We start from the raw sequence: 26,167 nt of genomic DNA, 5'->3' as shown, positions 1-26,167 counted from the left end.
AACATGGCAGAAATTATAAACATGCCGAGACTAAGTGACACCATGGAAGAAGGTGTTGTGGCAACATGGTTAAAACGAGTAGGTGACAAAGTTGAAGAAGGAGACATTCTCGCTGAGATTGAAACTGATAAAGCAACAATGGAATTCGAATCTTTCCATGAAGGAACATTATTGTATATAGGAGTTCAAGAAGGAGAAACAGCACCAGTTGATACCTTATTAGCTATTATTGGAGATGAAGGAGAAGATGTAGCTGCCTTAGTAAAAGGAGCTGGCGAGCCAGTAAAAGAAGAGCCAACTCCTGAAAAAACAACAGAAACACCAAAAGCAGAGACTACTGAAAAAGTTGAAATGCCAGAAGGAGCCATTGTAGTTACAATGCCAAGGTTAAGTGATACAATGGAAGAAGGAACTGTTGCAACTTGGCTAAAAAAAGTTGGAGATGCAGTTGAAGAAGGAGACATTCTTGCCGAAATTGAAACTGACAAAGCAACAATGGAGTTTGAATCTTTCAATGAAGGAACATTACTTTATATCGGAGTTCAAGAAGGAGAAACAGCACCAGTTGATAGCATTTTAGCAATCATAGGAAACGAAGGAACTGATGTAGATACTGTATTAAAAGCAGCAGCTTCGGGAAACGATTTAGAAGAAGCACCAAAAGAAGAAAAAACAGCAGTAGCGGAGAAAACAGAAGCTCCAAAAGCTTCTGGAAGCGAATCTTCAGGTGGTAGAATTATAGCTTCACCATTAGCTAAGAAAATTGCAGCAGACAAAGGAATTGATCTTGCGCAAGTAAAAGGAACTGGAGATCATGGACGTATTGTAAAGCGTGATGTGGAAAACTTTACGCCAGTAGTTCAAGAAACACCAGCAGCAAAAGTAGCAAGTCCAAGTACTTCGGAAGCATCATCTGCACCAGTGGTAACACCTTTTGTTCCAGCAGGAGAAGAAAGCAGCGAAGAAGTGAAAAACTCTCAAATGCGTAAAACAATTGCACGTCGTTTAGGAGAATCTAAATTCTCTGCACCACATTACTACCTAACGGTAGAATTGGATATGGACAATGCGATTGCTTCCAGAAAAACAATCAACGCAATTCCAGATATCAAAGTATCATTCAATGATATGATTGTAAAAGCTTGTGCGATGGCATTACGTAAACATCCGCAAGTAAATACAACTTGGAATGACGCTACAACTACATATCACAAACACATTCACGTTGGAGTTGCTGTAGCAGTTGATGACGGATTGTTAGTGCCTGTATTAAAATTTGCTGACCAAATGAGTTTAACAACTATTGGAGGTCAAGTAAGAGACTTAGCAGGCAAAGCAAGAAACAAAAAGATTTCTCCAGCAGAAATGGAAGGAAGTACATTCACGATTTCTAACTTAGGAATGTTTGGAATCTTAGAATTTACTTCAATTATAAATCAACCGAACTCATCAATTTTATCAGTTGGAACAATTGTCCAAAAGCCAGTTGTAAAAAATGGAGAAATTGTAGTAGGAAATACAATGAAAGTTACGCTAGCTTGCGATCACAGAACTATAGACGGCGCAACAGGAGCAAAATTCTTGCAAACTGTAAAGCAATATATAGAAAACCCTGTGACAATGTTAGCATAAACATAACACACGCATTAAATCCCACGATAAGTGGGATTTTTTGTTTTAACCAATCATCAATCAAAAAAAACAATCATGAAACAGCTAAAAAATATTTTCGGAATCTGCTTAATAACACTATTGCTAAGTGCTTGTGGTACAAAAGAAATTGTCATCAAAGCACAAGAAGTAGATGATATTGTGACATATTTAGCTTCTGACGAATTAGCAGGAAGAGACACAGGAACGGAAGGAATTGAAAAAGCTGCAGTTTATATTGAAAATTACTTTAAAGACTTAGGAGTAAAACCATATTTTGATACCTACAGAGATAGTTTTACTGTTAAAGGAGCAAATGCATTTAATGTCATTGGATACTTAGAAGGAAACGATCCAGCTTTAAAAGATGAGTTTGTAATTCTTGGAGCACATTATGATCATATCGGTTTTGCACAACCAGAAAATGGAGATAAAATTGCCAATGGAGCCAATGATAATGCAGCAGGTGTTGGAACAGTAATGGCAATGGCAAAATACTTTGCGAAAACCAAAAGCAACAAAAGAAGCATCTTATTTACATTGTTTTCTGCTGAAGAAAAAGGACTGTTAGGTTCAAAATATCTAGCAGAAACCTTAAAAAAGGAAAACTTAAACTTGTATATCATGTTAAATTTTGAAATGGTTGGAGTACCTTTAGTTGGTAAAGATTATACAGCATATGTCACTGGATTTGATAAATCGAATCTTGCCGCAAAAATGAACGAATATGCAGGAAAGAAGATTGCTGGCTACTTTGCAAAAGCAGGTGAATTCAGATTGTTTATGCGATCAGATAACTATCCATTTTTTCAAGAATTCAACGTGCCAGCTCAAACTTTTTGTACTTTCGACTTTTCGAATTTCGAACATTATCATAAAGTAGGAGACGAAGCAGATATCATGGATTTCAATCACATGGCAAATTTTGTAAACACATTTATTCCTGCAGTAAAAAAAGCGGTAAATGCACCAACGAAAGAAATTAAATTAAACCCTTCAAAATAATAAAAGCTCAATTTGAAGAATGTTTAAGTTGATTATTGGAGAAAAATACTGAAGTAACACTATCATTATGAAAGTACAAATGTGATTTCGAGTGAATTTTCTTAGGAGAAATTAGTATCGAAAACACTTAAAATCATAATCTTATTGTTAAATATTTACAACCACCACTACCACAAAATACTTTAAAGAAACTTATAAAAGATGAAAAACGTCATCATTACAGGAACTAGCAGAGGAATTGGATTTGAATTAGTTCATTTATTCGCAAATCAAGGATACAATGTATTAGCATTGTCTAGAAACGAAAAGCCAATTTCAAACCTGACATACGATAATATTACCTCTTTTGCTTTCGATTTAAGCAAACCTGAAGATTATGGTAGAGTGACTGATTTCGTCAAAGAAAATTGGGAACAAGTTGATATTGTAATTCATAATGCAGGAGCTTTGCTCAACAGACCTTTTGCGGAAACGACGATGGAAGATTTTAAATGGATTTATGAAGTCAATGTATTTGGTGTAGCAGAATTAAGTCGTGTATTATTGCCATTTATGGTTTCAGGAAGTCATGTAGTAACCATTAGTTCTATGGGCGGAATTCAAGGAAGTATGAAATTCCCTGGGTTGGCAGCCTATAGCTCTTCAAAAGGAGCTGTGATTACATTGATAGAATTGCTAGCTGAAGAACACAAAGAAGCAGGAATTGCATTCAATGTATTAGCTTTAGGCGCAGTTCAGACAGAAATGTTAGCAGAAGCTTTTCCTGGATATCAAGCTCCATTAAGCGCTTTAGAAATGGCAGAATATATCTATGATTTTTCTCTTAACGGAAACAAATACTATAACGGAAAAATATTACAGGTTTCAAGTTCTACACCTTAATTTTACAGTGTAAAAGTACTTTTTGACACTTTTTTTACATTTGATTTACATGTTTGCCGTGTGATCTGTTCTATATTCGTAACAGTTAAAATAGCAACATCATGAAAAAAATCAAAAATCTTATTTTACCAGTGATCATCATAGCAATTATAATTGTAGCAAGTGGTTATACTAAAGATGAATCAAATATGTCAAAGGAAAAAGAAATTGTCTCTTCTGTAGATGATAAACAACATCAGACGATAAATTTCTTTGTAACGCACGGACATTGCAGTACGCCATTTGCAGGTTCTGTAAGTAACATGAATATAGATATTCCTTCACGTGATGATATGGGAAATCCATTGGAGAATTTGAAACTTTCTTTTGAAGTAGATCCGAATACATTCAATGTTTGTAAAGCAGAAGAATTAACTGAAACCATAAGAAAACCAGGTTTGTTTGTTAGCGAACGCAATGAAAAAATCACTTTTCAATCCACAAATATCTACACTATGGGATTAGACTGGTATCAAATAAATGGTACTATGTCTATTAAAGGAATCGAAAAAGAAGTGAAGTTTTTTGTTACAGGTATTAGAGATCCAAAAGAATCAATGTCTAGCGCTCTTATACTTAGCGGACAAGTAAATCTATTTGATTGGGGAATTGATTATGATAAAATTGTCAACGGAAAATCAGATAATGTTCCGACAAAATTATTATATCTAAATATGAAAATAGACATTACTGACTATCAGCCAGTATATACAGTTATAGAAAATAAATAATAAATTTTGAGTTCTACGCCTGAATAAAAGCGTTTATAAAAACTTAAACAAACTAAAATAGCGGTAAGGAAATAATTCCAAGCCGCTATTTATTATTTATTTTATATGTATAATTCGTTTAAAGCTTTAGGAATTAATTCAATGTAGCTCTTCCAAACCCAACAGTATCACGATACATTTGTGGAGAAATGCCAGTATTCGTTTTGAACAATCGACTAAAATAAAATTCGTCAGTATAGCCTAACGACCAAGCGATTTCTTTTATAGGCTTACTTGTCATGTATAATTCACGTTTTGCTTCAATAAGTATACGTTCCGTGATTAACTGAGTTAGTGTTTTGTTATAATGTGACTTTACTAATTTTGCTAATGCGTTAGATGAAATATGTAACAGATTTGCATAATCACTTGCAGAATGTTTTTCTTTGAAATTACTCTCAATTTCATTTTTTAAATTTCGCAACACAAATGGTGTTTTTGCATCTGTGAACGTTGGTTTTTCAATTTGAGATTTTGCCATAGCTCTAGATGCATTCCCTAAAAACACTTTTAAATTAGGGACTAATAATTCATAATTTTGCTCTTCATTATTTGAAAATTCAGCTTTAAGCTGTGTTATTAAAAAATCAAACTTAATAGCAGTTTCTTCATCTACTGTAAAAAAAGGTGCTTGATAAATGTTATTAAAGAGAATAGTCTCACAATTTGTCTCTTGTGGATTTCGATGAATACAATAAAAATCAGAATGAAATTGAATCGCAATTCCTTCTATGTTTTTATGAGTAGAGAACATAAAAGGTTGAAACGGAGAAAAAGCAAAAAGTGTCTCTTCTTTAAATGTATATTCAGAAAAATCAACCTTCAATAAACCTTCGCCTTCTTTTATCCAAATTAACGTATAAAAGTTATTGCGCTGTAAGTGATCAAAATGACTCGTATCATTAAACGAAAATAGTTTAAAAGCTAAATTCCCATCTTGTTGATTGATTAGTGTACATACATTTTGACTATTCATACTCTAAAAATAGTATAATTCTTATGTTTTTAAACGTTCTCTAATTTATTTATTGTCTGTTAAAAGTTTATAGATTGATACAAAATGAATCCATAAAAAGATCACTCCGCCAAAAAATACTACATACTGCATATTATGATTTGGTCCAATATCTTTCCAAACCCAAAAACAGATACTTGTAACAATAATTAAAATGTCTGTTACGCCAATAATATTTGCAATCCACAATGCAGTATTTTTTGAAGAAGTATTTTTAACATACAAAATTGCTGCAATTAATGCGGTAAAAGCTGATGCTGCATGCATGAAACCGTCCATTATACCAAATTCAAGCGGAATAACTCCTAAAGCAGCTTCCGTAAAAAAACCTGCGGAAACAAGGACACGTAATCCTTGTGTCATTTGCAAATGCTCTTGTGATAGATTAAAAAAATATCTTTTTAAGGTTAAATATAATAATCCAATACCTAAAATTGCACCAATCAATATGATTATGAAAAATGTGCCGCCCGAAATATCCTTTGGAAAAATATGTTCGCTGCCAATTCCCCAATGTTCAAATATAATATAGATAAATAATACTGTTCCAGTTATGGTAATGATCGTTTTACTTGCTTTTCCAATACGAAGAAGTAATAAAAGTGCTAATGCTAAAATACTGTTCAGTATTAAAACATAATACGTTGCCGCTAAATATGCAGTTGTTTCCATTCTTTTTATGAATTTATAATATGACTTAAATACACCACAAAGTTGTATTCTTATTATAGATTCTAGAATGGATTATTAATGCTAAAAAATGGACTATTTTTTAGATGGACATTGAAGAGTTTAAGTTTGACCTCTTAATCATCACTACTATTTTCATCATGTAAAATTTGATCAATCACAATACAAGTCATTAAAATAGCGGCATGGTTTTCGTCATCTTGTATGTCAACAGCATAACTATCTGTCCATGCCCAATGTTTTTTACTAATAGTGGCTACTTGTCGATCACCTCGTGTAAATACAAATTCATGACTCCAAAAATTACCGTCAATAACATAATCATTTGGACCAGGAACATCTAATGTAAATTTCTTTTTAAACCAACTCCATTCTTTAATTACTTCTGCATACAATTCGCCATTGATAAGAATTTGGTATTTAGGTTTAAATGTGAAAAGTTTTTGCTTGATCACAGCAATTTCATTTTTGTTTTCATCTTGAAAAGATAAATTATCGCCCCAAGAAAAAGCTTTTCCTTTTACATAAAAACATTCGTTTCCTTCTGTATCTGTAATGGAAAAATTATTACCAAATCCCCAAAATTTTTCTTTAATCCTATATACCATAATTTTGTGTTAGTTCTTTTAATAATAGTCATAATTACATGGTATATGTAACTGATTTAAGAAAAACGTTACATGAAAACATAGTAATACATTCAAAAAATGATATACTTATATGAATTTATTAGTTTTAACTTACTAATAGTTCGCTAACGGCATTTCTAGCTGAGCGAGCAGCATTATGTACAGCACTCCAATCGTCTTCTTGTGTATAAGCATCTCCTGCAAAATACAATTTGTTATTTACAGAAGTAGCTAAGGTTGAAGAAATGTAATAAGGTGCATTATCCGCCAAATAAGCAGCGCCAATAAAAGGATCGTCGTTCCAGTTTTGCACAATATGATTAACATAATTTTGAGTAGCAGCACCATTAAAAACAGTATCCAGTTCGTTTAAAATATAATCACGCTGTGCGTTTCCGGATAAATTTTGATATTGTTCCGCTTGTTCACCAACAGCAAATAATCCTAAAATATGCTTTGTTGAATTTTGTCCATAAGCAGCATCATAATAAATACGTTGTCCCGTAGATGTTTCACTATCAGTAGTTGATAAATAAGTAGGGTAAAATTTATGTGTAAATTCTATAAATACTTTAATTCCTCCCCAAATTGGTGCATTTTGAATTGCTTCTTGTTTATCGTTTGATAATGCTGGTGTAAAATTGATCCGATTGTTTTGTAAAACTTTTAAAGGAACTGCTACAATAACTTTATCTGCCTCATAGATTTCTCCTCCATTTGTAGTTAGGACTACTTTAGTATCTTGATAGTTTATAGCGGTTACTTCTGTATTGAATATAAATTTTGACTGAATACTTGGTACTATATAGGTTTCAAAAAAATTGAGCCAACTGCTACCGATAAACTTTTGATCAATAAAAGACGATCCCCAACTTGAAATTGTATCTGTACTGTAATCTCCATCTTCATAATAACCAATTAAGTCATCTTCTTCATAACCTTGCGTAACTGTGGTAATATTTACAGAATTATCATTAACAATAGCGCTTAATTCTGATCTGTCAACATGCAACCATTCTGCTCCTAATGGAATTGGGAAATCTGCAAATGTAGTATTGTGTTTTATTCTACCACCATAGGTTGGTGCAGCTTCTAAAATTTGAAAATTAATTCCTTGCTGTGCTAACAAATAAGCCGAAGCCATTCCTGCAGGACCAGCTCCAACGATGAGAACTTTTCCGTTAAAATTATTCGTGATTGTTCCATTGTCATCAGTACTACAAGCAGCTAAAACAGACTGGAATGGTAATGAAAATCCAAGAATTCCACAGGCTTTTATAAAATCTTTTCTTGTCATAAATTATATTTTGCTCAAATATGATCTTTTCTATTTTTTGAAAGTCTGAATACATTAAAAGTGTATGTATTTGTACCTATGAATACTTCTTCTTATAGGCAGAAGGTGTCTGTTGCGTCATTTTTTTAAAAACAGCGTTAAAAGTTGATTTTGATTTAAATCCACTTTCTAAAGCAATACTGAAAATATCATAATGCGCATAATTTTGATCTAATAATTTTCGTTTGACAGCTTCAACACGATAAAAATTTACAAATTCAAAAAAGCTTTTCTGCTCTTTCTCATTAATAATTTGAGAAAGATAACCACTACTTAGTTGTAAATGCTGCGCCAATTCATTTAAAGTAAGATCTATATTCTCATACAAGTGTTTTTCTTCAAAAAGCTTTAATAATTCTGTATAATATGTATTTGTTTTGGTAGATAGCTTTTTTTTACTTTTCCCTTTTGAAGTTTTATGTTCAGTAAAAGTGACAATTTCAAATAAATGGTACTTCTGAATTACAAAATACCCAATCCAAAATAATACAACAACCATTCCTAAGGTAACATAAGTGTATATAGTTTCATAAGTATACCCTAAAGCCCATATAACATAACTTAATAACCACAAGAAAACTAATACGAAAATAATTCGAAGAAAGTTTAGTAACCACAATAAACTTTTCTGATCAATAGTGGAGTAATTCGATGTAATAAATTCTTGATAATGCTTTATGTGATGAAGAGCTAATGGAATTAAAAATACAGATACCGCCAAACCAACAAATTCTTCAGCAAATGGTAGAAATTCTAAAGCAATAGCAAAAACTTTAATATCATGTATATACTCAAATGGAATATATAATAAACATAGTAAAGCTTGAAGTATGATAGGGAACAACCACCATTTTTCCCAAGGTTTGAGTTGATATTGAGGATTTATTAAATATTTTACAAAAAAATAAAGACCAATAGTAACTGTTGTACTTAAGAAAATAGGTAATGGTTCTAAAATTTTTAATACATTCCAATAAGGATTCGTATAAGAGATTAGTTCGTACAAAAGTTGCATTGAAATTCCTGAAAGAGACAATGCAAGAAAGCTATTTGACGTTGCATGAAGTCGTTTATTAAAAAATAATAAAGAAGCTATTATAATTCCATGAATGAAAGCAATAAAAAGCAAGGCGCTCATAAAGCCATCGAAAAATGCTGTCTCTACCATCATTCATGTAAGTTTTAATATGTGTAAATGTAATAGAAAGCAATCACTTAACACAATAAATAAAAAAAGAAGCACTCAAGCTTCTTTTCTTATAAATTATATAAATACCTTTTGAATCAGTATTGTATCCTTATTACATTGCGTCAATAATTTTTTCAATCAATTCGGAAGTAGATGTATAACTCAATCCTTCACCTTTGGCAATATCAATAGCTTCTTTTGCTCTTTTCAAGGCTTTGTTATAATTTCCAGTTTTATATAACAACGCAGCATGTGTATCTACATTATAATAGTTCTTTTCTAATTCAATAGAACGTTCAACAACTTTGATAGCTTTTAGTAAAATTTGAACATCATTCTTAGTTTTATAAGCATTCCATGCTAAAGAATTTAACTTAGAAGATGAATTCCAAATACTATCAATGTTTGATTGGCTAAAATCATTTACATCAAAACTATCTGAATCATCGGTCTCTGTAGACTCAATAACTGTCTCTTCAACTTCTGCCTCCATGTATTTCTTGATCAAACCCTCCATACGAACTTTACTCATGGCACCTTCAATTTGTTCTAAATTTGAACTATTTTTAATGAATAAATACGTTGGCATTGCGGCAATTCCTAAAGCATCATCAACCTGACTTTTATCGACATCTATCTTATAAAAATCAACACGATCTTTGTACTTTGCATTCAGATCCTTCAAAATAGGATCCATACGTTTACAAGGTCCGCACCAAGTGGCATAAAAATCTAAAACTATCAATCGATCGTTGTCTACGAGTAATTTTGATTCTGCGTCATCATCTGATAACTCAGTTTGCGCAAAAGAGGGAATTGCAACACAAAGCATCAAAAACAGCAATACTTTTTTCATATTCTAAAAATTTAATTTGTTTAAAATTAGACAAAAAAATCATGCCAAAAAATTATCAATCACTGTTTTTTATATAACTCTCCTATTTTTAGATAAATAGGTCAACGGTACTATTAAATATTTGTAGTAATTTATCGGTGTGTAAAAACAGGTAATTTTACTGTTTTAAGAATAATCAAGAACACCTACTTTTAAAAACACCTTAAAATAAAACTAACTAACATTATGGATGGATTACTTTTTCAGCTACCCAAAACGGTAACTAAATCAAATCTCAAACAAGCAATGCAACAAGCTATTGAAATTGAGATTGCGACAATTCCGGTGTATTTATACACGTACTATTCAATCAACAGAACTCCAAATCAGTCCGACATTGAGTCACAAATTCTTTCAGATATGAAGGCGACTCAAAAAGGAAAGAAAAAGAAAAGAAATGATGCCGAATTACAAGCAGCAGCAAAGCAATTGGCGTTAGATATTATGGTTTTTGCAAACAAAGCAGGCGCTTTAATAATGAGCGTTGCGGTAGAAGAAATGTTACATATGTCATTATCTTCTAATATTAAAAATGCACTGAAACCACCATATGGCGGCATTCCACAATTAGTTGGGAAAACGCCAAAAGTTTGGCCAGCGTATTTGCCAGGACACGTTCCAGCTTTTGAAATTAACAGAGGAAAACTTTCGTTAGAACAATTACACGCATTTCTTCTTATAGAAAGTCCGCTTCCTTTCAATGTGGACAAAGTAGAAAAAGGACAAGCAATTGAGTATACAACAATTGGAGAATATTATGACCTGATTATAAAATGTATCAAAGAAGAACTAAAGGATTCAGATTTTAATGGAGATGCGCCACAATTGCTTCCTGAAAAAGGATATTATGCGCAAAACAACATTGATACGGTATATTATGATGAAAATCATAAACCACAATTTCCAAATGAAGAAGATAGCGGCGGATTGGTACATGTAAAAGGTAAAGATTCTGCTATTCATGCGATGAATGAAATCATAGAGCAAGGAGAAGGAAAACCAGAAACAATTGAAGTCGATGTGGATGGAAAACCTGTTTTTAAATTTGATATTCCATCAGATCATTTAACGCCAGATGGTACTGTAGTTTGTCCATTATTTCCTTTTGATTCAGGAATTGTTGATCCAAGTGATTATGACGATAAAGACCGAAAAGAATTATCGCATTTTGACAAATTTTTGGAAGTTTACTGCACCATTAAAAGAAAAAATCACGAGCTAAATACATTTTTAAACACAAAGGATTTCGACTTTACTAAATACTTTGTAAAAGATTTACCAACAAATCCTAGTACTGCCAATTATCCAAAAGCAATTCAAGATGTTTCAAACCTTACAAATGCAGTGTACACTTATATTTTTGTAATGGCAGAAGCATGCTACAAAACTGCTGGACACAAACAATATGAAATCTTTATGTTCGGAATTCATAAATCTATGATTTGGATACTAAACATGTTGTCAATGACAATGGCTGGTTTGTCGTACACAGATAGTAATGGAGAAAAACAAAGTGTTTCTGCAACATTTGAAGATTACACATTTTCAAACGCTTCAAGTCCAAAATCACAAATTATCGACTTAGCTGGAATTGCAATGGCTTCCTCAAATGGTATTGTATCTCAAGGAATGCTAGATCGTATCAAAGATCTGCCAGATGTACCAGTAGAAGCATATCTAGTTGATCATGGCAAAGGGATTTAATAATTAAAAAAGTTTAAAAAGATGAAAGATTTTAAATATAGTGCAGCGAATAGTTGCGGAGCAAATAGCTGTGGAAGTAGCGGAGGAAGCAGTAGTGGTTCAAACGGTTGTGGAAGCAGTGGCGGAAGTAGTAGTGGTTCAAATGGTTGTGGAAGCGGAACAAGTACGCCGTCAAAACAAAAAGATATTGCAGTTCCTTTAGAATTACATGCATGTATGGGATTAAATGCTTGTAAAGGTCATGATCGTTTTGGAACAAACGACTGTGCAGGTTCAGGATATTGTGCAACGCAAGTACACAGTTGTCATACACTAAACAACTGTCGCGGTCAAGGTGGTTGCGGATTATATGGAGATTCTGAAGAGCAATGTAAACCAGGAGCAAATGATTGTGCTTGGCAAGGAAGCTGTGGAACACCAATTCCTGCAGAACGTTTCATTACACAAGGAAAAAATCAAGGGAGAAGTGTGTGGCAATTGGCGCGTAAACTCTTTGAAGACCGCATGGACAAATCGCGCAGAACTGTAAAAGATGCGCCATTTCAGTACGGACCACCAATTTCTTGGTTGAGAGCAAATGGTAGAACAGAATCATGTGGAAGTAGTGGAGATAAAAATTGTTCCTTTGGTTTAAATGATGCAGTTGCAGATGCCAATCAATTTTGTTTAGAAAGCAGTAAAGAAATCAACAATACAATTGAAAATTGCGATTGTAAAGAAGAGAAAAAGAAGAAAAAATCTTCTAAAAAGAAAGCTTCAAAGAAGTAAATAAGATGCGTCATTGCGAGAGTTTTTAAGAAAATTCGTGGTAATCTGCTAGTTTCAAAAAACATTATTAATTTTGATTTACACAGATTACTTCGTCGTACTTCTTCGCAATGACGTATCAATAAATTGAACAAAAGCCAAACATTAAAATAACAATGAGACCAACAGTACAACAGCTTCCCGATTTAGGTTTAGGATTAGGTTTACGAGGAGAACATTTCAATCACATTCTAGAACATTCTCCAAAAGTTGATTGGTTTGAAATCATCTCAGAAAACTTTATGGATTCTGGCGGAAGACCACGATATGTTTTAGACCAAATAGCAGAACAATATCCTATAGTTATGCATGGAGTTTCTATGTCTATTGGAAGTACAGATGATTTGAATTTTGAATATCTCAAACGATTAAAAAAACTAGCTGATGAAATCAATCCGAAGTGGATTAGTGATCATTTATGTTGGACTGGCGTATTGAGTCTTAATTCGCACGATTTATTACCTGTTGTACTCAATGAAGAAAGTTTACAACTCATCACAACCAAAATAAAACAAGTACAAGACTATTTAGAAAGACCGTTAATTCTAGAAAACCCAAGTACGTATTTAACCTTTCAACAATCAACCATTCCTGAATGGAAGTTTCTAAAATATATGGTAGAAGAAACTAACTGCGGATTGTTACTAGATGTAAATAATGTATATGTGTCGTCATTCAATAACGAATTTGATCCTATTGAATATATAGAAGGTTTGCCACATGAAAGTATTGTACAAATGCATTTAGCAGGACATCAACACAACGGGGATCACATTATTGATACACATGATAGTCCTGTGGTAGATCCTGTTTGGGAATTATTCAGTTTAGCTTGGGAACGCACTGGCGGAACAGCTACTTTGTTAGAATGGGACGGAAATATTCCTGAATTTGATGTCTGTCATGCAGAATTATTAAAGGCGAAAAACTATATGAATGGCTTCAAAAAGCAATTTGTTTCAACTGAAACGACACAAAAAGAAACGCAAACCGTATCAAATCCAATTGATTTTATGGTGACAAATGTGGCAAAAGACTTTGTAGAATAATGGAAATCAAAAAGGATACATCGCGAGAAGCTGCACAAAAAAGTTTTGCAGAAATACAACAATGGATGCAACACCAATTATTACATCCACAATTTGCTGGTGAATATGAAAATTATGTAAAATCTACTTCTAAACTCTCAGCCAAACAGCATGTGCAAATTTACCAACGAAGCTACATAGCGCGTTTGCGTGATTGTATGATTGCTCAATTTCCGGCGTTACGTCATGCTTTAGGAACACAGTTATTTTTGCAATTTGCAGATTTATATTTGCTTGAATATCCTTCCAAAAGTTACACATTAGGTGATTTGGGACAACATTTTGGTGCATTCTTAGAAGAAACGCGTCCTGATAAAGATGCTGAGGTAAAAGAATCATGGCCTGATTTTATGATCGAATTGGCAGATTTTGAATTTTTAGTCAATATAAGTTTTGATGAAAAAACCAATGAAAACTACCAAACAGCAACTTCAGAAACGAAAGAAGCTGATTTACAATTAGTGCCAGTATTTCACTTATTAAAACATAATTTTCCCATCAGTCTGTATTACAAAGAAGCTGTAAACGATCGGAATCCAGCATTGCCATTTGAAGCGGAGAGTTATTGTGTGCTATTGCGTAGAAACTATCGACTTGGCTTATTGGAATTACACAAGGTTCAATACTATTTCCTATTAAAATTTAAAGAAATACAATCTATTGGGAAGACGATACAATTCTTTGTAGAAGAACACAATTTCAATGTTGAAGAATTAAAAAATCACTGGCAACAATGGAAAGTAAAATGGCTAGAAGAAGGATTTTTTATAAAACGATAACGAACTACTCTTTTATTTGTGGATTTGTTTTTTGTTAATTCGTTCATTTGATACAAACGAAATCCAAATCGTCAGATCGAGTGACGAATAAATCATGAAAGGTCATTGTGAGAAGGAAGCGACGAAGTAAGCTGTTTCTAGATAAACTCGTTTATAAAACAAAATAGATTCCATAATTTCTAACAAAGTATCAAAACAAAATTCCCAAAAATTCATCTAGAATAATCAAAAAATAACAAGTGTGAAAATCTAACAGCGCGAAAGCGCGATCTAGTAGCAAAGCGGTTTAATATCTAACAGCGAAAGCAGTCTAACATGTCTAATTATCTAATTTTTCAAATACAAACGAAGTATTCACTTTTGGAGAATTATCAATCATAATCATAGTACGTTTTATCACAACTAAAACACTGTCCTTTTGACTGTATTTTGAATTGATCAATGAAGTATATCGCATTTTCTGTGTAGAAATACTATCGTTTAAAATATGTTGTTTGCCATAAAAGGATAAGTTTCTAACTTCTATAGTTGTTACAGAATCTGAAAGCGCTGCATTGAACTTTGTAGAACCTTTCAACTGTTCTTTGATGGCTTCTTGAAATTCAGGATGTTTTACAGCCAATACTTGCGCTTCATAATTGGCTTGTAGTTTCTCAGTAATTTCTAAATTTATAGTTTCAACAGCAAAATCACTGCTCTTAAAATCGGCATCTTGTCCTTTATTTTGTTGTGTCCAACCATCAGAAGTAACATTCGATTCTTCACTTTCTAAGGCATTTTCAGTACTTGGTGCGCGATCTGCACACGAAAAACATGCTAAGAAACATACTATGTATACAATCTTTTTCATCATTGAATCATAAATTTAAGTTTCACAATCTTTTCATCTGCATACACCTTATCAAGAATTTGCATCTTTTTTAAAGTGCTTGTCGGAATCGTTAATAAGTTGATGAATTCCTTTTTTTTATACATTTCAATACCAATATTATCTTTAAATACGCGATAAATTTGTGCGTTTTCAGCAATCAATTCGTTCAACTGAGCACGACGTTTTTTCCAGTCGTTTGTATTTCCGTTTGCATAGTATAATAACATTAACGCATAATCGTCTGTTTGTAATCGAATTGTTTTATGTGTGTTTGAATGTATATGTCTTACAATAGTATCTGTTTTGTGATAAGGAGATTTTACCACAAACTTCAATTCATCTTCAGGAGTTGAATACGAGAAACAACCCAAACTATCTGTTTTAAAATACAAGGGTGATTCTTGTTTTCTTAGCACAATAATATCTAATGGAATTTTAGTAATTGCTTTGCGCTGATCGGCATCTGTAAAACAAAACGAAAAAGTATTCTCTGTAGGATATGCACTGTAAATTCCAATAATAATTAATGGAAGCAATACAATAAACCATTTGACATTGAAAGAAGGTTTTCTTGTTACAGCTTCAATTTCTGATGTAACTTCAAGTTCATCTTGTTGCTTCACAAAATCGTTCCAATTTTCATATCCAACATACACACTCAAAAGATTCAACATGTCAATACGTGGTAACTTTTCAGTATCATTCTTAATATACGTATAAAACCATTTTTCACTAATACTGCCTTTGGTTTTGCTGCGTAAATCTTCTTGGAAATCGGTAATTGTACTTCCTTTCCATTCACGAATATTGCTTGAAGCTGCATGCGAAGCTAAAAAAGTAGTTGCAATTTTGGCTTTTAAGTGTGAAAAATAATATGTTTCTTTTGTATTCAATTAAAATGTAAAAATCAGATAATCAGTGATTTGTATTTTGTAAAATAATTTACAAAGTCGTTACAAGCTATTTACAAAGCTTCTCCATAAAACGCTGATAGGTTTGTATTCGTAATCCTTAAAAATATAAAATTATGAATGCAATCACACTAAAACGAATCGTAAAATCATACGTACTTATATTTCTATTCTTTATTTCGCTGTCTTGTAGCAATCATAGTGCTGATTATGCAAACGAAGAAGTTGCCTTAGAAAATGTAGATCTTCGTGATGATTATGATGGCGTAGATGATGAAACAGCAAGTGCCGATGTAAATTTTAAAGAAAAAAGCCAAGGTTGGATAGCAAATAAAAATAACAAAACATTGCCTTCAAACATTCCTGCGAATTTAAAAATTATCAAAACTGCAAGTACACGATACAAAGTCAAAAATATTGACAAAGCATTGGCAGAAATCAAGGAAGTAATGTACTTAAATGGCGGTTATATTTCTGAATTGAGATATGATAAGAACTATCGCGAGAAGCAAAACAGATTCACCATAAAAATTCCAAAGGAAAACTTCGACATCATGCTTGATGGAATTCAAAAGTTTGCTGAAGAAACCGATTTTGTAAATATATCTACCACAGATGTTACTGAAAAATATATGGACGCACAATCGCGCTTAAAAACAAAACTTGAAGTAAAAGAACGTTTGGAAGCCGTATTGCGCAAAAGAGCAAAAACGGTTAAAGATATTTTAGCAACAGAAAACGAATTACGCGTGATTCAAGAAGAAATAGAAGCTGCACAAGGAAAAATAAAATACATGTCGAGCAGAGTTGCGTATAGTACTATTCAAGTGGAAATTTATGAAACCATTACTTTTAAAGAACAACCAGTTTCATACGAAAAAGGATTTGGTGCTAAAGCCAAAGAAGGTTTGTCAGCCGGTTGGGAATTTATTCAAGGAATCGCAATTGCTATACTATACATTTGGCCAATCATTATATTATTAATTATAGGGTTCTTCTTTTTTAAACGTTGGAAAAAAGCAAGAAAGTAATAAAATGATAGACTAAAAAACTACTGACAATACACTGACGATTCTCATTCCCGAAATCGTCAGTTGGTGTCTATTAGAATGTTATCTCGTTTCAAAACAAATGCTTACTTTTGTTGAACCGTGAAAGAAATACTAGCCAAATATATTCCTGAACGAGCTGTCGATCCTACTTTTGAGCTCATCAAGAAACATCAAGTACATCTTAAGATCGTAAATCAACGTGTGACACGACATGGGGATTACCGTCGAATGCCTGATGGAAGACATATGATTACTGTAAATGCAGGTGAAAATAAATATCGTTTTTTTGTGACATTGATTCATGAAATTGCCCATTTAGTAGCGTATGAAAAACATGGACGTTATATAAAACCACATGGAATTGAATGGAAACGAACATTTCAACAACTTATGTTGCCATTTATCAATCCGCAAGTATTTCCATCACGAATTCTGCCAGTAGTTGCCAATCATTTCAAAAACCCAAAAGCGAGTAGTGATACAGATGCAAAGTTTGCGTTAGCGTTAAAGCAATATGATCCGGAGAATGACAAAAACTATGTCTTTGAAATTCCATTAGGAAGTACATTTAGAATGCATAATGGGAAAATATTTCAACGCGGAAACAAACGTGTCAAGCGTTATGAGTGTGTAGAAGTTGCTACAGGTCGTATGTATTTATTTAGCCCAAATGCTGAAGTAGAATTGTTGCGAAGTTAAAATAACTACTCTAAACTATTGGCTAAAGCAGTTTTCCAATCTGTAATTAAAAACTTGTTTGTAATTCGGTTGTCTTTATCAATCACGAAACAAACGCGTAAACAATATTGTTTGCGATAAGCGTTGTAAAAATCTTTATTGAAATCATTTTTCATATCAATATGCCATCCGTTGTCTGTTTTCTTAATATTTGAATCAATATGTAAAATATTGATGTTTTGGAAAGCAGCTTGAATATCATAAAATGCTTGTGTGGATTTTTTATCTCCTCCACATCCACAAGAATTGGCGATTAAAGTTGTTTTATGATGTAAATTTTCACTTCTAATCGTGTCTTTATTTGTAGTTACTACGGTAAAATCTGGAGCAATCATACCGACTTGTGTTCCTACTTTCGTATGAAACTCTTCTTCTTTTATAAGCCTGATAAATTTGCCGTTTTCAGAGATATGATCAAATTTATAATACGTGTTTTCTAGTTTGATAAATTCCCCTAGCTTTAAAATATCACTATTGGTAATGGTATCTAGTTCAACTTCTTGATTTTTGATAACAGCCAATTGCGGATGTATATTGTACGTAAAACTAAGATTCATAGGATCTGCAGCAATGATAGTGTACGTTTTTGAAGCTATGGTAAATGTTCCAGATACATGATCACTTCTGCCAATTAATATATTCTTTTTAGAAGTGCCAATCTTTAACCAAGAAAAATCTTCTACAATTTCTGTTCCCTCAGAACTGTTATAGTAACACTTTATAAGTTTTTTTGATGAAGTCCAATCCATTGTTTCCATAGGTCGTACACTATCATCCGTTAAATCTTTATTATTATTATCGTCTACAATGAAGACCATTTTTTCGTTAGAGTAACCTTTAATAATATCAATATAAAAGTCTTTTTTCTCTTTAAAATTTGGCATGAACAATGTGCGCTCTATGCTATCAATGTCTTTTGGATATTTGATTTTATAAGGAAATTCGCTAGTTACTTTTTTAAACGGAAATGTAGTTGCACCGATTTGGAAAAAACCATCTCCCTTTTGCTTCTTCGTTTTAACAATCAATGTGTCAGAAGCTGAAGAAAAGTGATTAAAAGTAGTTTTTTTGTCTTCTGAACAAGCGATAAACAATAAAAAAAGTAAAAGAAAAAAGGTGTAATAACTTAGTTTCATTAAATACGTTTTATTTATTAATGAAACGCTTCCCTTTACTATCTAGTATGTAATTAGATTTAATTCATCTTTTTGACCAGTGTAAAATTTAAAAAAATCAGCAGGCGTGTTGGCGATTAATTTTACAGGAATCTCGTGATCGTGTATAAGTCTGTATACTTTTCCTTTTTCATCTATAGCGACATAATTTCCATCTTCTAGGTCTAAAATAGTGTAGTAGATTTTTTCGTCTAATTCAATTTCAAAACTAGCGGTCAATTCTAAAAGATTCAGTTGTTCAGTAGTTAAAGATTGTAGAATTTCCTCCACAGTATTATTATTAGAATTTTCTATTTTCAGTTGTTCCAATTTGATTTCACTTTTCTGAATTTTACTCAAATCAAATGTTTTATGAAAATACTCAGGACGTTCTACAGTAATCCTAGTTAAGCAATCCGATTGATAATATAATGGAATGGAAACAAAACGTTTTTCTTTTTTATGGAATACACTAATTCCAGTAAGATTAAAGCACGTTTGGTGAGCATCTTGGATAATTTTATAATCTTCTGGTGTATACTTTGTTGCAATATAAATTCCGCTAGGTTGTTTTGTAAAACTAATTCCATGTACTTGAGAAAGTGTAATCACTGTCTTTAATTCAGGGAGTTCAGTTTGTAGTAACTCAGCAATTGCAAGCGCAAACTGTTCAATATGTTTCTTTTTTGTTTTGTAGCTAAAAATACTCATCTAAAAGTAAGTTAAATCAATGATCTTTAGAATCGTTTAACTGCCATAAAACATTCACTATTTGCCATTTTCCATTCAATTTTACAATGTGCATATAATCAATCCAATCATCTGCAATAAGTTTTATAGAAGCAGTTTTGTCATAAATATCTAGTATAACAACTTCTTTCTTCGGGTTCTTTGGAAAACGACTTCCATCTTTGTTATACGTTTCGGCTAATAAAATCATGGCGTCTCTAAAAGTTTCTCGTAAATACTCTTTCCCTGTTTTTTTATCAGTCCAAAAAGTTCTTTTCACCATTCTTGGATGTGCTGATCGTTCAAATTGTGTAGGTTTTGCATTGTGTTGAGATTCAATATAATCTAATGCTGCTTGTTTGATAGCTAACGAGTCTTTTTGAGATTGAGCAGAAACATTTACGGCAAATAAAAAGACAAATGAGATGGTTAAAATGATAGAATATTTCATAATTTTTACGGCGGTTGTTTGTTTATTTTAAAACTATAATAATCTTAGTCAATATCAAAACTACGTACTATTATGGTCAATCAACGTTATAAAGTCGTTAATAATCTACAGTTTTGTTACTTTTTTCAGCAATCTGTATTATATTGCTTACGTAACCATAAACCTACCACTGAATAATGACGACAATGAACAAGAATTATTATGCAATTCTGATGGCTGGCGGCGTAGGATCGCGTTTTTGGCCTGTGAGTACTTCAAGTTTTCCGAAGCAGTTTCACGATATGTTGGGAACTGGAGAAACACTCATCCAAAAAACATTTCAGAGACTTTCAAAACTCATTCCAAAAGAAAATATTTACATTCTTACGAATGAAAAATACAACGACTTAGTATTGCAACAATTGCCAGATGTAACTCAAAAACAAGTGGTTTTAGAACCTGCAATGCGAAATACAGCACCGTGTATTTTATATGCATCTCTAAAAATTCAGAAAGAAAATCCAAATGCAGTAATGGTGGTAGCGCCAAGCGATCACTGGATTGAAGATGAAACTGCTTTTATTCAAAATTTACAAGCTTCTTTTGATAAATGTGAAAAAGAAAATGTATTGATGACCTTGGGAATTCAACCAACGTTTGCCAATACAGGTTATGGATATATTAACTTCGAAGAAAATGAACATGCAATCAAAAAAGTACATCAATTCACAGAAAAACCAGACTATGAAACTGCCAAAAAGTTTCTAGCTAGCGGGAATTATTTGTGGAATGCTGGAATTTTTATTTGGAGTGTAAACACAATTATAACAGCTTTTCAAAACTTTCAACCCAAACTATACGATCTTTTTGACGAAGGTTTCTCAGTATATAATACAGACTTTGAAGACGATTTTATTCGAGATAATTATGGGCGTGCAGAAAATATTTCAATCGATTATGCCATCATGGAACATGCCTCACAAGTATACGTTTTGCCTGCAACATTTGACTGGAATGATTTGGGAACATGGGGAAGTTTATACGATAAATTAGACAAAGAAGAACAAGGAAATGCTGTAGTAAACGCACAAACAATCTTGCAAGATGCCAGCGGAAATATGATTCGAACTACTGATAAGAAAGTCGTGGTAATTGATGGATTAAATGATTATATTGTGGTAGATAAAGAAGATGTATTGTTAATTTACCCAAAAACAAAAGAGCAAGACATTAAAAAAGTATTACAAAAAGTCAAAGATACCTTTGGTGAAAATTACGGATAAGATTCATGAGTACAGAAGAAGAAAATAAATTCAACTTTTCAGAAGAAGAACAAAAAGAAACGCCAGAAACAACAGTACCAACAGATGCAAAAGGTTTACTGGAAGGAATGAAAACATTCATGAATGAATTGTTGGATATTCAGAATGATACAGATAAAGATCAGACAATTGCTGCAATTAAAGCTGATATTCCATTTAAAGGAGCAACTGCGTGGATTTTAATATTTGCGGTATTTGTCGCTTCTATTGGACTAAATGTAAGTTCTACAGCAGTAGTTATTGGAGCCATGTTAATTTCACCATTAATGGGGCCAATTTTAGGAATTGGAATGTCACTAGCCATTAATGATATTGATACACTAAGAAGTTCGTTTACCAACTTAATGGTTATGGTAGTTTTGAGTATCATAACGGCGTATTTATATTTTGTATTATCACCATTAACAGAGCTTACGCCAGAATTAGAGTCTAGAACTGCCCCGAATATATTAGATGTGTTTGTCGCCATATTTGGTGGTTTGGCATTGATTGTAGCACGTACAAAAAAGGGAACAATTGCTTCTGTAATTTTTGGAGTTGCAATTGCAACAGCATTAATGCCGCCTTTATGTACTGCAGGATACGGACTAGCCGTTGGGAATTTTAAATTCTTCTTAGGAGCAATGTATCTTTTTGCGATTAATACCACATTCATCGCATTGGCAACATTTTTAGTACTGAAAATTTTACGTTTTCCAATGTTGAAATATGCAAACTCTGCAAAACGTAAACGTATTTCAAGATTAGCCTCATTAGTAGCATTTGCTGTAATGATTCCAGCAGTTTGGACATTCTGGAATGTACTTCAGATTAGTAACATTAAAAGAGATTACAATACGTTCATAGAAAAAATTACTGATAATCAGGAAGTGTGGTTACAAAAAAGAGATAAGGATTTGAATATAGAAAAAAGAGAAATAAATCTTTTCTTTAATGGAGAAATATCACCAGCATTAAAAGCCGTATATCAAACCGAACTAGAGACTTATGAATATATAAAGGATTTTGAACTTAATATTGGAGGTAATAATGTTAGAAGTTTAGATAAAATATCAGCATCACTAGACAGAGCATATACAGACTTAGATAATAGCAGAAATATTATTGATGGCTTGCAAAAACAAATAGCTGAATTGAAAACAGAAATTTCAAGTTTGAATAGTCAATTAGAATCTAAAGCTTCTTTAGAAAATGCAAGTTATGTTGCCTTTAGTACTGTTGCCAAAGATGCTAAGATTAAATACTCAGATTTACGTCAATTCGGATTTGCTAAAATGCTAAATTCAAAAGATTTTATAAAAGTAGATACAATTCCTGTAGCAGCTGTAAAATGGAATCCAGCGTTGACAGACAGTGTACAAACTATTCGTGAAGCTGAACTGACAAAATGGTTGCGTGAAGAACTCACTTTAGATACTTTAATTATTGAACGTATAAAATAATAAGCGATGTTTAATTGGTTTAAGAAAAAAGATAAAAAAGACGCAGCATCTCAAAATGGACCAGATTTTAGTACTGTTGATAGTAATGAAAAAGCTATCAACTTATATGAAAAAGGGGAATTGGCAAAATTACATTTGATGCCATTGGAATTTGGAGGAGAAGATGGCCCTGGAAATACATTATATACTCCAGCATTTGCACAACAATTCAAACAACGTTTTGATGCAATGATTGAAGAGTTATTACATGATGGTAAAAACTTAAACTATGTTGCAAAACCAGCCTACAAAGGAAAAAGTTTTATTCCTTCTCAGTTAACTATAGAAGTTACAGGTGATGCAGATTTTACAGAAGTAATAAATATTTGGTAAAAGAAATATTAAAAATATAGGAAGAGCGAACTTTAGCGAGTTCGCTTTTTTAGTGCTTTATGTGTAAATGTAACAATTTGTAAGAATTTACCACTCATATTTTAAGAAACTATAAAACTTGATACTATGATAAAGAAAATATTTTTTTCGTTACTACTAGCTTTGTCAATTGTTTCATGCAACAATTCTAATCAAAATATAGAAGGATTTTGGATTGATAGTTATTATCAATTTTTAGAAACTGAAAAAGATACAGTTAAGCGACATTCAATTATTCGACAAATTATTAAAATAAAGGGAGATAAAATAAGAGTTAAAAGATTTGAAAATAAAGAATTTTCAATTCCTGCGATAGATACGACTCTAAACTTTACGCTAAAAGATAATAAGATATATATCAATGATGAAGATGCTAGCGTTTGGGAAGTTTTGGTTTTTAAAGATCGAATGACTATCACATACGATAACAACATTAAAACGACTTTTAAAAAGCTGCCTACAACTTCTAAAAAGGTCAATTGGAATCCTGAAGGAAAATTATATAAATCTACTGTCGGTAATCAAGTTTCTTATGAAGATTACACAGATAGTACAAATATGTATTTTTTCTTTACAAATACTGTAGACGTGCTGAAATACGATTGGAAAATAGAACATGTAGATAACTATTCTTTTTTATTATTAGAGTCTTTTTTTGGTAGTAAACCTTTATTTGTAGATTCAATAGAAGGAAACAAAATTCATCTCACAGATTACACATTAGATGGAAACAAGTATATTTTAGAACAAGAAAAGACTATTCAAAAAGCGCCAACTGAACTATTTGGTATTTGGAAATTGACTAACAGAGATGATATTGATGATAAAGAAGATTTTAATCCACTATCCCAAAATACAATAAAACAAATTATTATAAGAAAAGATTCAATACTCTTCCTGAATGATTTTTTTAAGCAAAGAAGTGCTTGGAAGTATTATAAAGATGGAAACTTTATACTGCTAAAAGATAAAGTGAAAATGGCAAGGATATCTGTGTTGGGGACACATTCGTTAGTGTTAGAAATGAACCTAACAACAATGGAAGATAGTTACGAAAAAAAGAAATTTATATTTATTCGTGAGTAACAACATAAAGGTAAGTTTGATAGAAACTATCCTTCCAATTCCTTCAAATACACTTCACGTACTTTTTTGAATAAATCAGAAGAATACACAAAGTCTGTCACCGATTCATTATCTGTTTTAAAGATTTCTTTATTGGTTCCTTCCCAAGCTTTATAGCCGTTTTTCAAGAAAACAATCTTTTCACCAATCTCCATTACAGAGTTCATATCATGCGTATTAATTACGGTTGTAATATTATATTCATCTGTAATTTCTTGAATCAAGTTGTCGATAACGATAGCCGTTTTTGGATCTAATCCAGAATTTGGTTCATCACAAAATAAATACTTCGGATTCATTACAATAGCTCGTGCAATAGCAACACGTTTTTGCATACCACCAGAAGTTTCCGCTGGAAATTTATGATGTGCGTCAACTAAATTTACACGTTTCAATACAAAATCAACACGATCTTGCATCTCACTTAATGATTGATTGGCAAACATGCGTAAAGGAAACATCACATTTTCAGAAACAGTCATAGAATCAAACAATGCACTTCCCTGAAAAACCATACCAATCTCAGTACGTAAATGTCTCTTCTCTTTTGTGGAAAGCGATTTGTATTCTTTTCCATCAAACAAAATAGAACCTTCTTCTGGAGTAAAAAGACCTAATAATGATTTCAGGAAAACTGTTTTTCCAGAACCACTTTGCCCAATCACTAGGCTTGTTTTTCCTTTTTCAAACGTTGTTGAAATTCCTTTTAAAATTTCGACATCATCAAAAGATTTCTTTATGTTTTTTACTTCGATCATTAAGTCAGTAATAATTGTGTGATGAGGTAATTTATCAAAATAATGACAACACTTGTCCAAACGAACGAAGTGGTACTAGCTTTCCCAACTTCCAAAGCGCCGCCTTTCATATAATATCCATAAAAAGATGGAATGGTTGCCAATACAAACGAAAATACAAACGTTTTTATAAAGGCATAGGTCACATGGAAAGGTATAAATTCAATTTGCAATCCTTGAATAAAATCAGCACTTGTTGAAAAACCTCCATAAATAGAGGCTAACCAACCACCAAGAATTCCTAAAAACATAGCAATTGTAATCACAAAAGGATATAAAAATAAAGCAACAATTTTAGGGAATACCAAATAGTTTAATGAATTAACACCCATAACTTCCAAGGCATCAATTTGCTCCGTAACACGCATAGTTCCGATACTTGATGTAATGAATGAACCTACTTTTCCTGCCATAATGATAGAAATAAAAGTTGGTGCAAATTCTAAGATCACCGATTGTCGTGTTGCAAAACCAACAAGGTATTTTGGAATTAAAGGATTATTGATGTTTAGAGCGGTTTGTATAGCAACAACACCACCAACAAAGAAGGAGATGAAACATACAATCCCCATAGAACCAATGATTAAATCATCAATTTCTTTAAAAATAAGATTTCTTAGCATGGACCATTTGGTCATCTTACTAAATACGCTTTTTAACATCAAAAAATAGCGTCCTATATTTTCTAGGTAAATCATGGGCTAAAA

The 26,167-nt window shown here is 32.3% G+C and carries 27 protein-coding genes; 14 read left to right on the top strand and 13 right to left on the bottom strand.

Annotated elements, in window-relative coordinates:
* Window positions 1-3: 3 nt before the first annotated feature.
* From ACOQOS_RS09845 to ACOQOS_RS09830, 4 genes are all read left to right on the top strand, one after another.
* Window positions 4-1,632 (top strand): 2-oxo acid dehydrogenase subunit E2, encoded by a 1,629-nt coding sequence (locus tag ACOQOS_RS09845; RefSeq protein ID WP_420574798.1) that lies wholly within the window; start codon window positions 4-6, stop codon window positions 1,630-1,632.
* Between the two features lie 75 nt (window positions 1,633-1,707).
* Complete coding sequence (locus ACOQOS_RS09840) at window positions 1,708-2,655, top strand: M28 family metallopeptidase (RefSeq protein ID WP_420574797.1); 948 nt, start codon at window positions 1,708-1,710, stop codon at window positions 2,653-2,655.
* 201 nt (window positions 2,656-2,856) lie between these two features.
* Window positions 2,857-3,537, top strand: coding sequence for an SDR family NAD(P)-dependent oxidoreductase (locus ACOQOS_RS09835; RefSeq protein WP_420574796.1), 681 nt, complete (start codon window positions 2,857-2,859; stop codon window positions 3,535-3,537).
* A gap of 101 nt (window positions 3,538-3,638) precedes the next feature.
* The gene (locus ACOQOS_RS09830) at window positions 3,639-4,307 is read left to right on the top strand and encodes a YceI family protein (RefSeq protein ID WP_420574795.1); all 669 of its coding nucleotides are present in this window, start codon (window positions 3,639-3,641) and stop codon (window positions 4,305-4,307) included.
* A gap of 133 nt (window positions 4,308-4,440) precedes the next feature.
* Here the strand turns inward: ACOQOS_RS09830 and ACOQOS_RS09825 are convergent, their stop codons facing one another.
* The 6 genes from ACOQOS_RS09825 to ACOQOS_RS09800 form a co-directional block, all read right to left on the bottom strand.
* Complete coding sequence (locus ACOQOS_RS09825; RefSeq protein ID WP_420574794.1) at window positions 4,441-5,322, bottom strand: helix-turn-helix domain-containing protein; 882 nt, start codon at window positions 5,320-5,322, stop codon at window positions 4,441-4,443.
* A 45-nt stretch (window positions 5,323-5,367) separates the two neighbouring features.
* The gene (locus tag ACOQOS_RS09820) at window positions 5,368-6,033 is read right to left on the bottom strand and encodes a hypothetical protein (RefSeq protein WP_420574793.1); all 666 of its coding nucleotides are present in this window, start codon (window positions 6,031-6,033) and stop codon (window positions 5,368-5,370) included.
* A 134-nt stretch (window positions 6,034-6,167) separates the two neighbouring features.
* On the bottom strand, window positions 6,168-6,659 hold the full coding sequence (locus ACOQOS_RS09815; protein ID WP_420574792.1) for an LURP-one-related/scramblase family protein: 492 nt from the start codon (window positions 6,657-6,659) through the stop codon (window positions 6,168-6,170).
* Between the two features lie 127 nt (window positions 6,660-6,786).
* Window positions 6,787-7,977, bottom strand: a complete 1,191-nt coding sequence (locus ACOQOS_RS09810; RefSeq protein ID WP_420574791.1) for a flavin monoamine oxidase family protein — start codon at window positions 7,975-7,977, stop codon at window positions 6,787-6,789.
* 76 nt (window positions 7,978-8,053) lie between these two features.
* Complete coding sequence (locus ACOQOS_RS09805; protein WP_420574790.1) at window positions 8,054-9,187, bottom strand: helix-turn-helix domain-containing protein; 1,134 nt, start codon at window positions 9,185-9,187, stop codon at window positions 8,054-8,056.
* Between the two features lie 130 nt (window positions 9,188-9,317).
* Window positions 9,318-10,061 (bottom strand): thioredoxin domain-containing protein, encoded by a 744-nt coding sequence (locus ACOQOS_RS09800; RefSeq protein WP_420574789.1) that lies wholly within the window; start codon window positions 10,059-10,061, stop codon window positions 9,318-9,320.
* A 225-nt stretch (window positions 10,062-10,286) separates the two neighbouring features.
* Between ACOQOS_RS09800 and ACOQOS_RS09795 the strand changes: the two genes are divergently transcribed.
* The 4 genes from ACOQOS_RS09795 to ACOQOS_RS09780 all read left to right on the top strand — a co-directional run bounded on the left by ACOQOS_RS09795 (window position 10,287) and on the right by ACOQOS_RS09780 (window position 14,478).
* Window positions 10,287-11,804 (top strand): ferritin-like domain-containing protein, encoded by a 1,518-nt coding sequence (locus ACOQOS_RS09795; RefSeq protein ID WP_420574788.1) that lies wholly within the window; start codon window positions 10,287-10,289, stop codon window positions 11,802-11,804.
* A 21-nt stretch (window positions 11,805-11,825) separates the two neighbouring features.
* A complete protein-coding gene (locus ACOQOS_RS09790) occupies window positions 11,826-12,572 on the top strand; it encodes a hypothetical protein (RefSeq protein ID WP_420574787.1) in 747 nt (248 codons plus the stop codon).
* A 155-nt stretch (window positions 12,573-12,727) separates the two neighbouring features.
* On the top strand, window positions 12,728-13,660 hold the full coding sequence (locus ACOQOS_RS09785; protein WP_420574786.1) for a DUF692 domain-containing protein: 933 nt from the start codon (window positions 12,728-12,730) through the stop codon (window positions 13,658-13,660).
* A complete protein-coding gene (locus ACOQOS_RS09780) occupies window positions 13,660-14,478 on the top strand; it encodes a putative DNA-binding domain-containing protein (RefSeq protein ID WP_420574785.1) in 819 nt (272 codons plus the stop codon). The genes ACOQOS_RS09785 and ACOQOS_RS09780 overlap by 1 nt, the downstream gene beginning before the upstream one ends.
* 319 nt (window positions 14,479-14,797) lie before the next feature.
* On the opposite strand, the gene ACOQOS_RS09775 is transcribed toward ACOQOS_RS09780, so the two are convergent.
* Window positions 14,798-15,331: a hypothetical protein gene (locus tag ACOQOS_RS09775; RefSeq protein ID WP_420574784.1), complete on the bottom strand. Its 534-nt coding sequence runs from the start codon at window positions 15,329-15,331 to the stop codon at window positions 14,798-14,800.
* A complete protein-coding gene (locus tag ACOQOS_RS09770) occupies window positions 15,328-16,242 on the bottom strand; it encodes a hypothetical protein (RefSeq protein WP_420574783.1) in 915 nt (304 codons plus the stop codon). Before ACOQOS_RS09770 ends, ACOQOS_RS09775 begins: the two co-directional genes overlap by 4 nt.
* Before the next feature lie 134 nt (window positions 16,243-16,376).
* Here ACOQOS_RS09770 and ACOQOS_RS09765 point away from each other — a divergent pair, with 134 nt between their 5' ends.
* Window positions 16,377-17,291: a DUF4349 domain-containing protein gene (locus ACOQOS_RS09765; protein ID WP_420574782.1), complete on the top strand. Its 915-nt coding sequence runs from the start codon at window positions 16,377-16,379 to the stop codon at window positions 17,289-17,291.
* A 120-nt stretch (window positions 17,292-17,411) separates the two neighbouring features.
* The gene (locus ACOQOS_RS09760) at window positions 17,412-18,011 is read left to right on the top strand and encodes a SprT-like domain-containing protein (protein ID WP_420574781.1); all 600 of its coding nucleotides are present in this window, start codon (window positions 17,412-17,414) and stop codon (window positions 18,009-18,011) included.
* Between the two features lie 5 nt (window positions 18,012-18,016).
* Here ACOQOS_RS09760 and ACOQOS_RS09755 read toward each other — a convergent pair whose 3' ends face one another.
* Genes ACOQOS_RS09755 through ACOQOS_RS09745 form a run of 3 tightly spaced genes read right to left on the bottom strand, consistent with a single transcriptional unit; the run spans window position 18,017 to window position 20,384 of the window.
* Complete coding sequence (locus ACOQOS_RS09755) at window positions 18,017-19,186, bottom strand: peroxiredoxin family protein (protein ID WP_420574780.1); 1,170 nt, start codon at window positions 19,184-19,186, stop codon at window positions 18,017-18,019.
* Between the two features lie 42 nt (window positions 19,187-19,228).
* Entirely contained in the window at window positions 19,229-19,915 is a 687-nt protein-coding gene (locus ACOQOS_RS09750) for a hypothetical protein (RefSeq protein ID WP_420574779.1), read from the bottom strand.
* 16 nt (window positions 19,916-19,931) lie between these two features.
* Window positions 19,932-20,384: a nuclear transport factor 2 family protein gene (locus ACOQOS_RS09745; RefSeq protein ID WP_420574778.1), complete on the bottom strand. Its 453-nt coding sequence runs from the start codon at window positions 20,382-20,384 to the stop codon at window positions 19,932-19,934.
* 185 nt (window positions 20,385-20,569) lie between these two features.
* Here ACOQOS_RS09745 and ACOQOS_RS09740 point away from each other — a divergent pair, with 185 nt between their 5' ends.
* From ACOQOS_RS09740 to ACOQOS_RS09725, 4 genes are all read left to right on the top strand, one after another.
* Complete coding sequence (locus tag ACOQOS_RS09740) at window positions 20,570-21,646, top strand: mannose-1-phosphate guanylyltransferase (protein WP_420574777.1); 1,077 nt, start codon at window positions 20,570-20,572, stop codon at window positions 21,644-21,646.
* A gap of 5 nt (window positions 21,647-21,651) precedes the next feature.
* Complete coding sequence (locus ACOQOS_RS09735) at window positions 21,652-23,127, top strand: DUF389 domain-containing protein (RefSeq protein ID WP_420574776.1); 1,476 nt, start codon at window positions 21,652-21,654, stop codon at window positions 23,125-23,127.
* 6 nt (window positions 23,128-23,133) lie between these two features.
* The gene (locus ACOQOS_RS09730) at window positions 23,134-23,499 is read left to right on the top strand and encodes a hypothetical protein (protein ID WP_420574775.1); all 366 of its coding nucleotides are present in this window, start codon (window positions 23,134-23,136) and stop codon (window positions 23,497-23,499) included.
* A 126-nt stretch (window positions 23,500-23,625) separates the two neighbouring features.
* Window positions 23,626-24,624 carry a hypothetical protein gene (locus ACOQOS_RS09725; RefSeq protein WP_420574774.1) on the top strand — a complete coding sequence of 333 codons (999 nt, stop codon included), beginning with the start codon at window positions 23,626-23,628 and terminating at the stop codon, window positions 24,622-24,624.
* A gap of 26 nt (window positions 24,625-24,650) precedes the next feature.
* On the opposite strand, the gene ACOQOS_RS09720 is transcribed toward ACOQOS_RS09725, so the two are convergent.
* Both ACOQOS_RS09720 and ACOQOS_RS09715 read right to left on the bottom strand, forming a co-directional pair.
* Window positions 24,651-25,421 (bottom strand): ABC transporter ATP-binding protein, encoded by a 771-nt coding sequence (locus ACOQOS_RS09720; protein WP_420574773.1) that lies wholly within the window; start codon window positions 25,419-25,421, stop codon window positions 24,651-24,653.
* Entirely contained in the window at window positions 25,421-26,158 is a 738-nt protein-coding gene (locus tag ACOQOS_RS09715) for an MlaE family ABC transporter permease (protein ID WP_420574772.1), read from the bottom strand. Before ACOQOS_RS09715 ends, ACOQOS_RS09720 begins: the two co-directional genes overlap by 1 nt.
* Window positions 26,159-26,167 lie beyond the last annotated feature (9 nt).

It is taken from the genome of Kordia sp., from assembly GCF_965224175.1.
GTDB lineage: Bacteria > Bacteroidota > Bacteroidia > Flavobacteriales > Flavobacteriaceae > Kordia.
This window is presented reverse-complemented; position numbering and strand designations above follow the sequence as displayed.

Bases quoted from the DNA above. Each gene is read 5' to 3' on its own strand.
- ACOQOS_RS09845 (WP_420574798.1), top strand. From the start codon at position 4: ATGGCAGAAATTATAAACATGCCGAGACTAAGTGACACCATGGAAGAA.
- ACOQOS_RS09840 (WP_420574797.1), top strand. From the start codon at position 1,708: ATGAAACAGCTAAAAAATATTTTCGGAATCTGCTTAATAACACTATTG.
- ACOQOS_RS09835 (WP_420574796.1), top strand. From the start codon at position 2,857: ATGAAAAACGTCATCATTACAGGAACTAGCAGAGGAATTGGATTTGAA.
- ACOQOS_RS09830 (WP_420574795.1), top strand. From the start codon at position 3,639: ATGAAAAAAATCAAAAATCTTATTTTACCAGTGATCATCATAGCAATT.
- ACOQOS_RS09825 (WP_420574794.1), bottom strand. From the start codon at position 5,322: ATGAATAGTCAAAATGTATGTACACTAATCAATCAACAAGATGGGAAT.
- ACOQOS_RS09820 (WP_420574793.1), bottom strand. From the start codon at position 6,033: ATGGAAACAACTGCATATTTAGCGGCAACGTATTATGTTTTAATACTG.
- ACOQOS_RS09815 (WP_420574792.1), bottom strand. From the start codon at position 6,659: ATGGTATATAGGATTAAAGAAAAATTTTGGGGATTTGGTAATAATTTT.
- ACOQOS_RS09810 (WP_420574791.1), bottom strand. From the start codon at position 7,977: ATGACAAGAAAAGATTTTATAAAAGCCTGTGGAATTCTTGGATTTTCA.
- ACOQOS_RS09805 (WP_420574790.1), bottom strand. From the start codon at position 9,187: ATGATGGTAGAGACAGCATTTTTCGATGGCTTTATGAGCGCCTTGCTT.
- ACOQOS_RS09800 (WP_420574789.1), bottom strand. From the start codon at position 10,061: ATGAAAAAAGTATTGCTGTTTTTGATGCTTTGTGTTGCAATTCCCTCT.
- ACOQOS_RS09795 (WP_420574788.1), top strand. From the start codon at position 10,287: ATGGATGGATTACTTTTTCAGCTACCCAAAACGGTAACTAAATCAAAT.
- ACOQOS_RS09790 (WP_420574787.1), top strand. From the start codon at position 11,826: ATGAAAGATTTTAAATATAGTGCAGCGAATAGTTGCGGAGCAAATAGC.
- ACOQOS_RS09785 (WP_420574786.1), top strand. From the start codon at position 12,728: ATGAGACCAACAGTACAACAGCTTCCCGATTTAGGTTTAGGATTAGGT.
- ACOQOS_RS09780 (WP_420574785.1), top strand. From the start codon at position 13,660: ATGGAAATCAAAAAGGATACATCGCGAGAAGCTGCACAAAAAAGTTTT.
- ACOQOS_RS09775 (WP_420574784.1), bottom strand. From the start codon at position 15,331: ATGATGAAAAAGATTGTATACATAGTATGTTTCTTAGCATGTTTTTCG.
- ACOQOS_RS09765 (WP_420574782.1), top strand. From the start codon at position 16,377: ATGAATGCAATCACACTAAAACGAATCGTAAAATCATACGTACTTATA.
- ACOQOS_RS09755 (WP_420574780.1), bottom strand. From the start codon at position 19,186: ATGAAACTAAGTTATTACACCTTTTTTCTTTTACTTTTTTTATTGTTT.
- ACOQOS_RS09750 (WP_420574779.1), bottom strand. From the start codon at position 19,915: ATGAGTATTTTTAGCTACAAAACAAAAAAGAAACATATTGAACAGTTT.
- ACOQOS_RS09745 (WP_420574778.1), bottom strand. From the start codon at position 20,384: ATGAAATATTCTATCATTTTAACCATCTCATTTGTCTTTTTATTTGCC.
- ACOQOS_RS09740 (WP_420574777.1), top strand. From the start codon at position 20,570: ATGAACAAGAATTATTATGCAATTCTGATGGCTGGCGGCGTAGGATCG.
- ACOQOS_RS09735 (WP_420574776.1), top strand. From the start codon at position 21,652: ATGAGTACAGAAGAAGAAAATAAATTCAACTTTTCAGAAGAAGAACAA.
- ACOQOS_RS09730 (WP_420574775.1), top strand. From the start codon at position 23,134: ATGTTTAATTGGTTTAAGAAAAAAGATAAAAAAGACGCAGCATCTCAA.
- ACOQOS_RS09725 (WP_420574774.1), top strand. From the start codon at position 23,626: ATGATAAAGAAAATATTTTTTTCGTTACTACTAGCTTTGTCAATTGTT.
- ACOQOS_RS09720 (WP_420574773.1), bottom strand. From the start codon at position 25,421: ATGATCGAAGTAAAAAACATAAAGAAATCTTTTGATGATGTCGAAATT.
- ACOQOS_RS09715 (WP_420574772.1), bottom strand. From the start codon at position 26,158: ATGATTTACCTAGAAAATATAGGACGCTATTTTTTGATGTTAAAAAGC.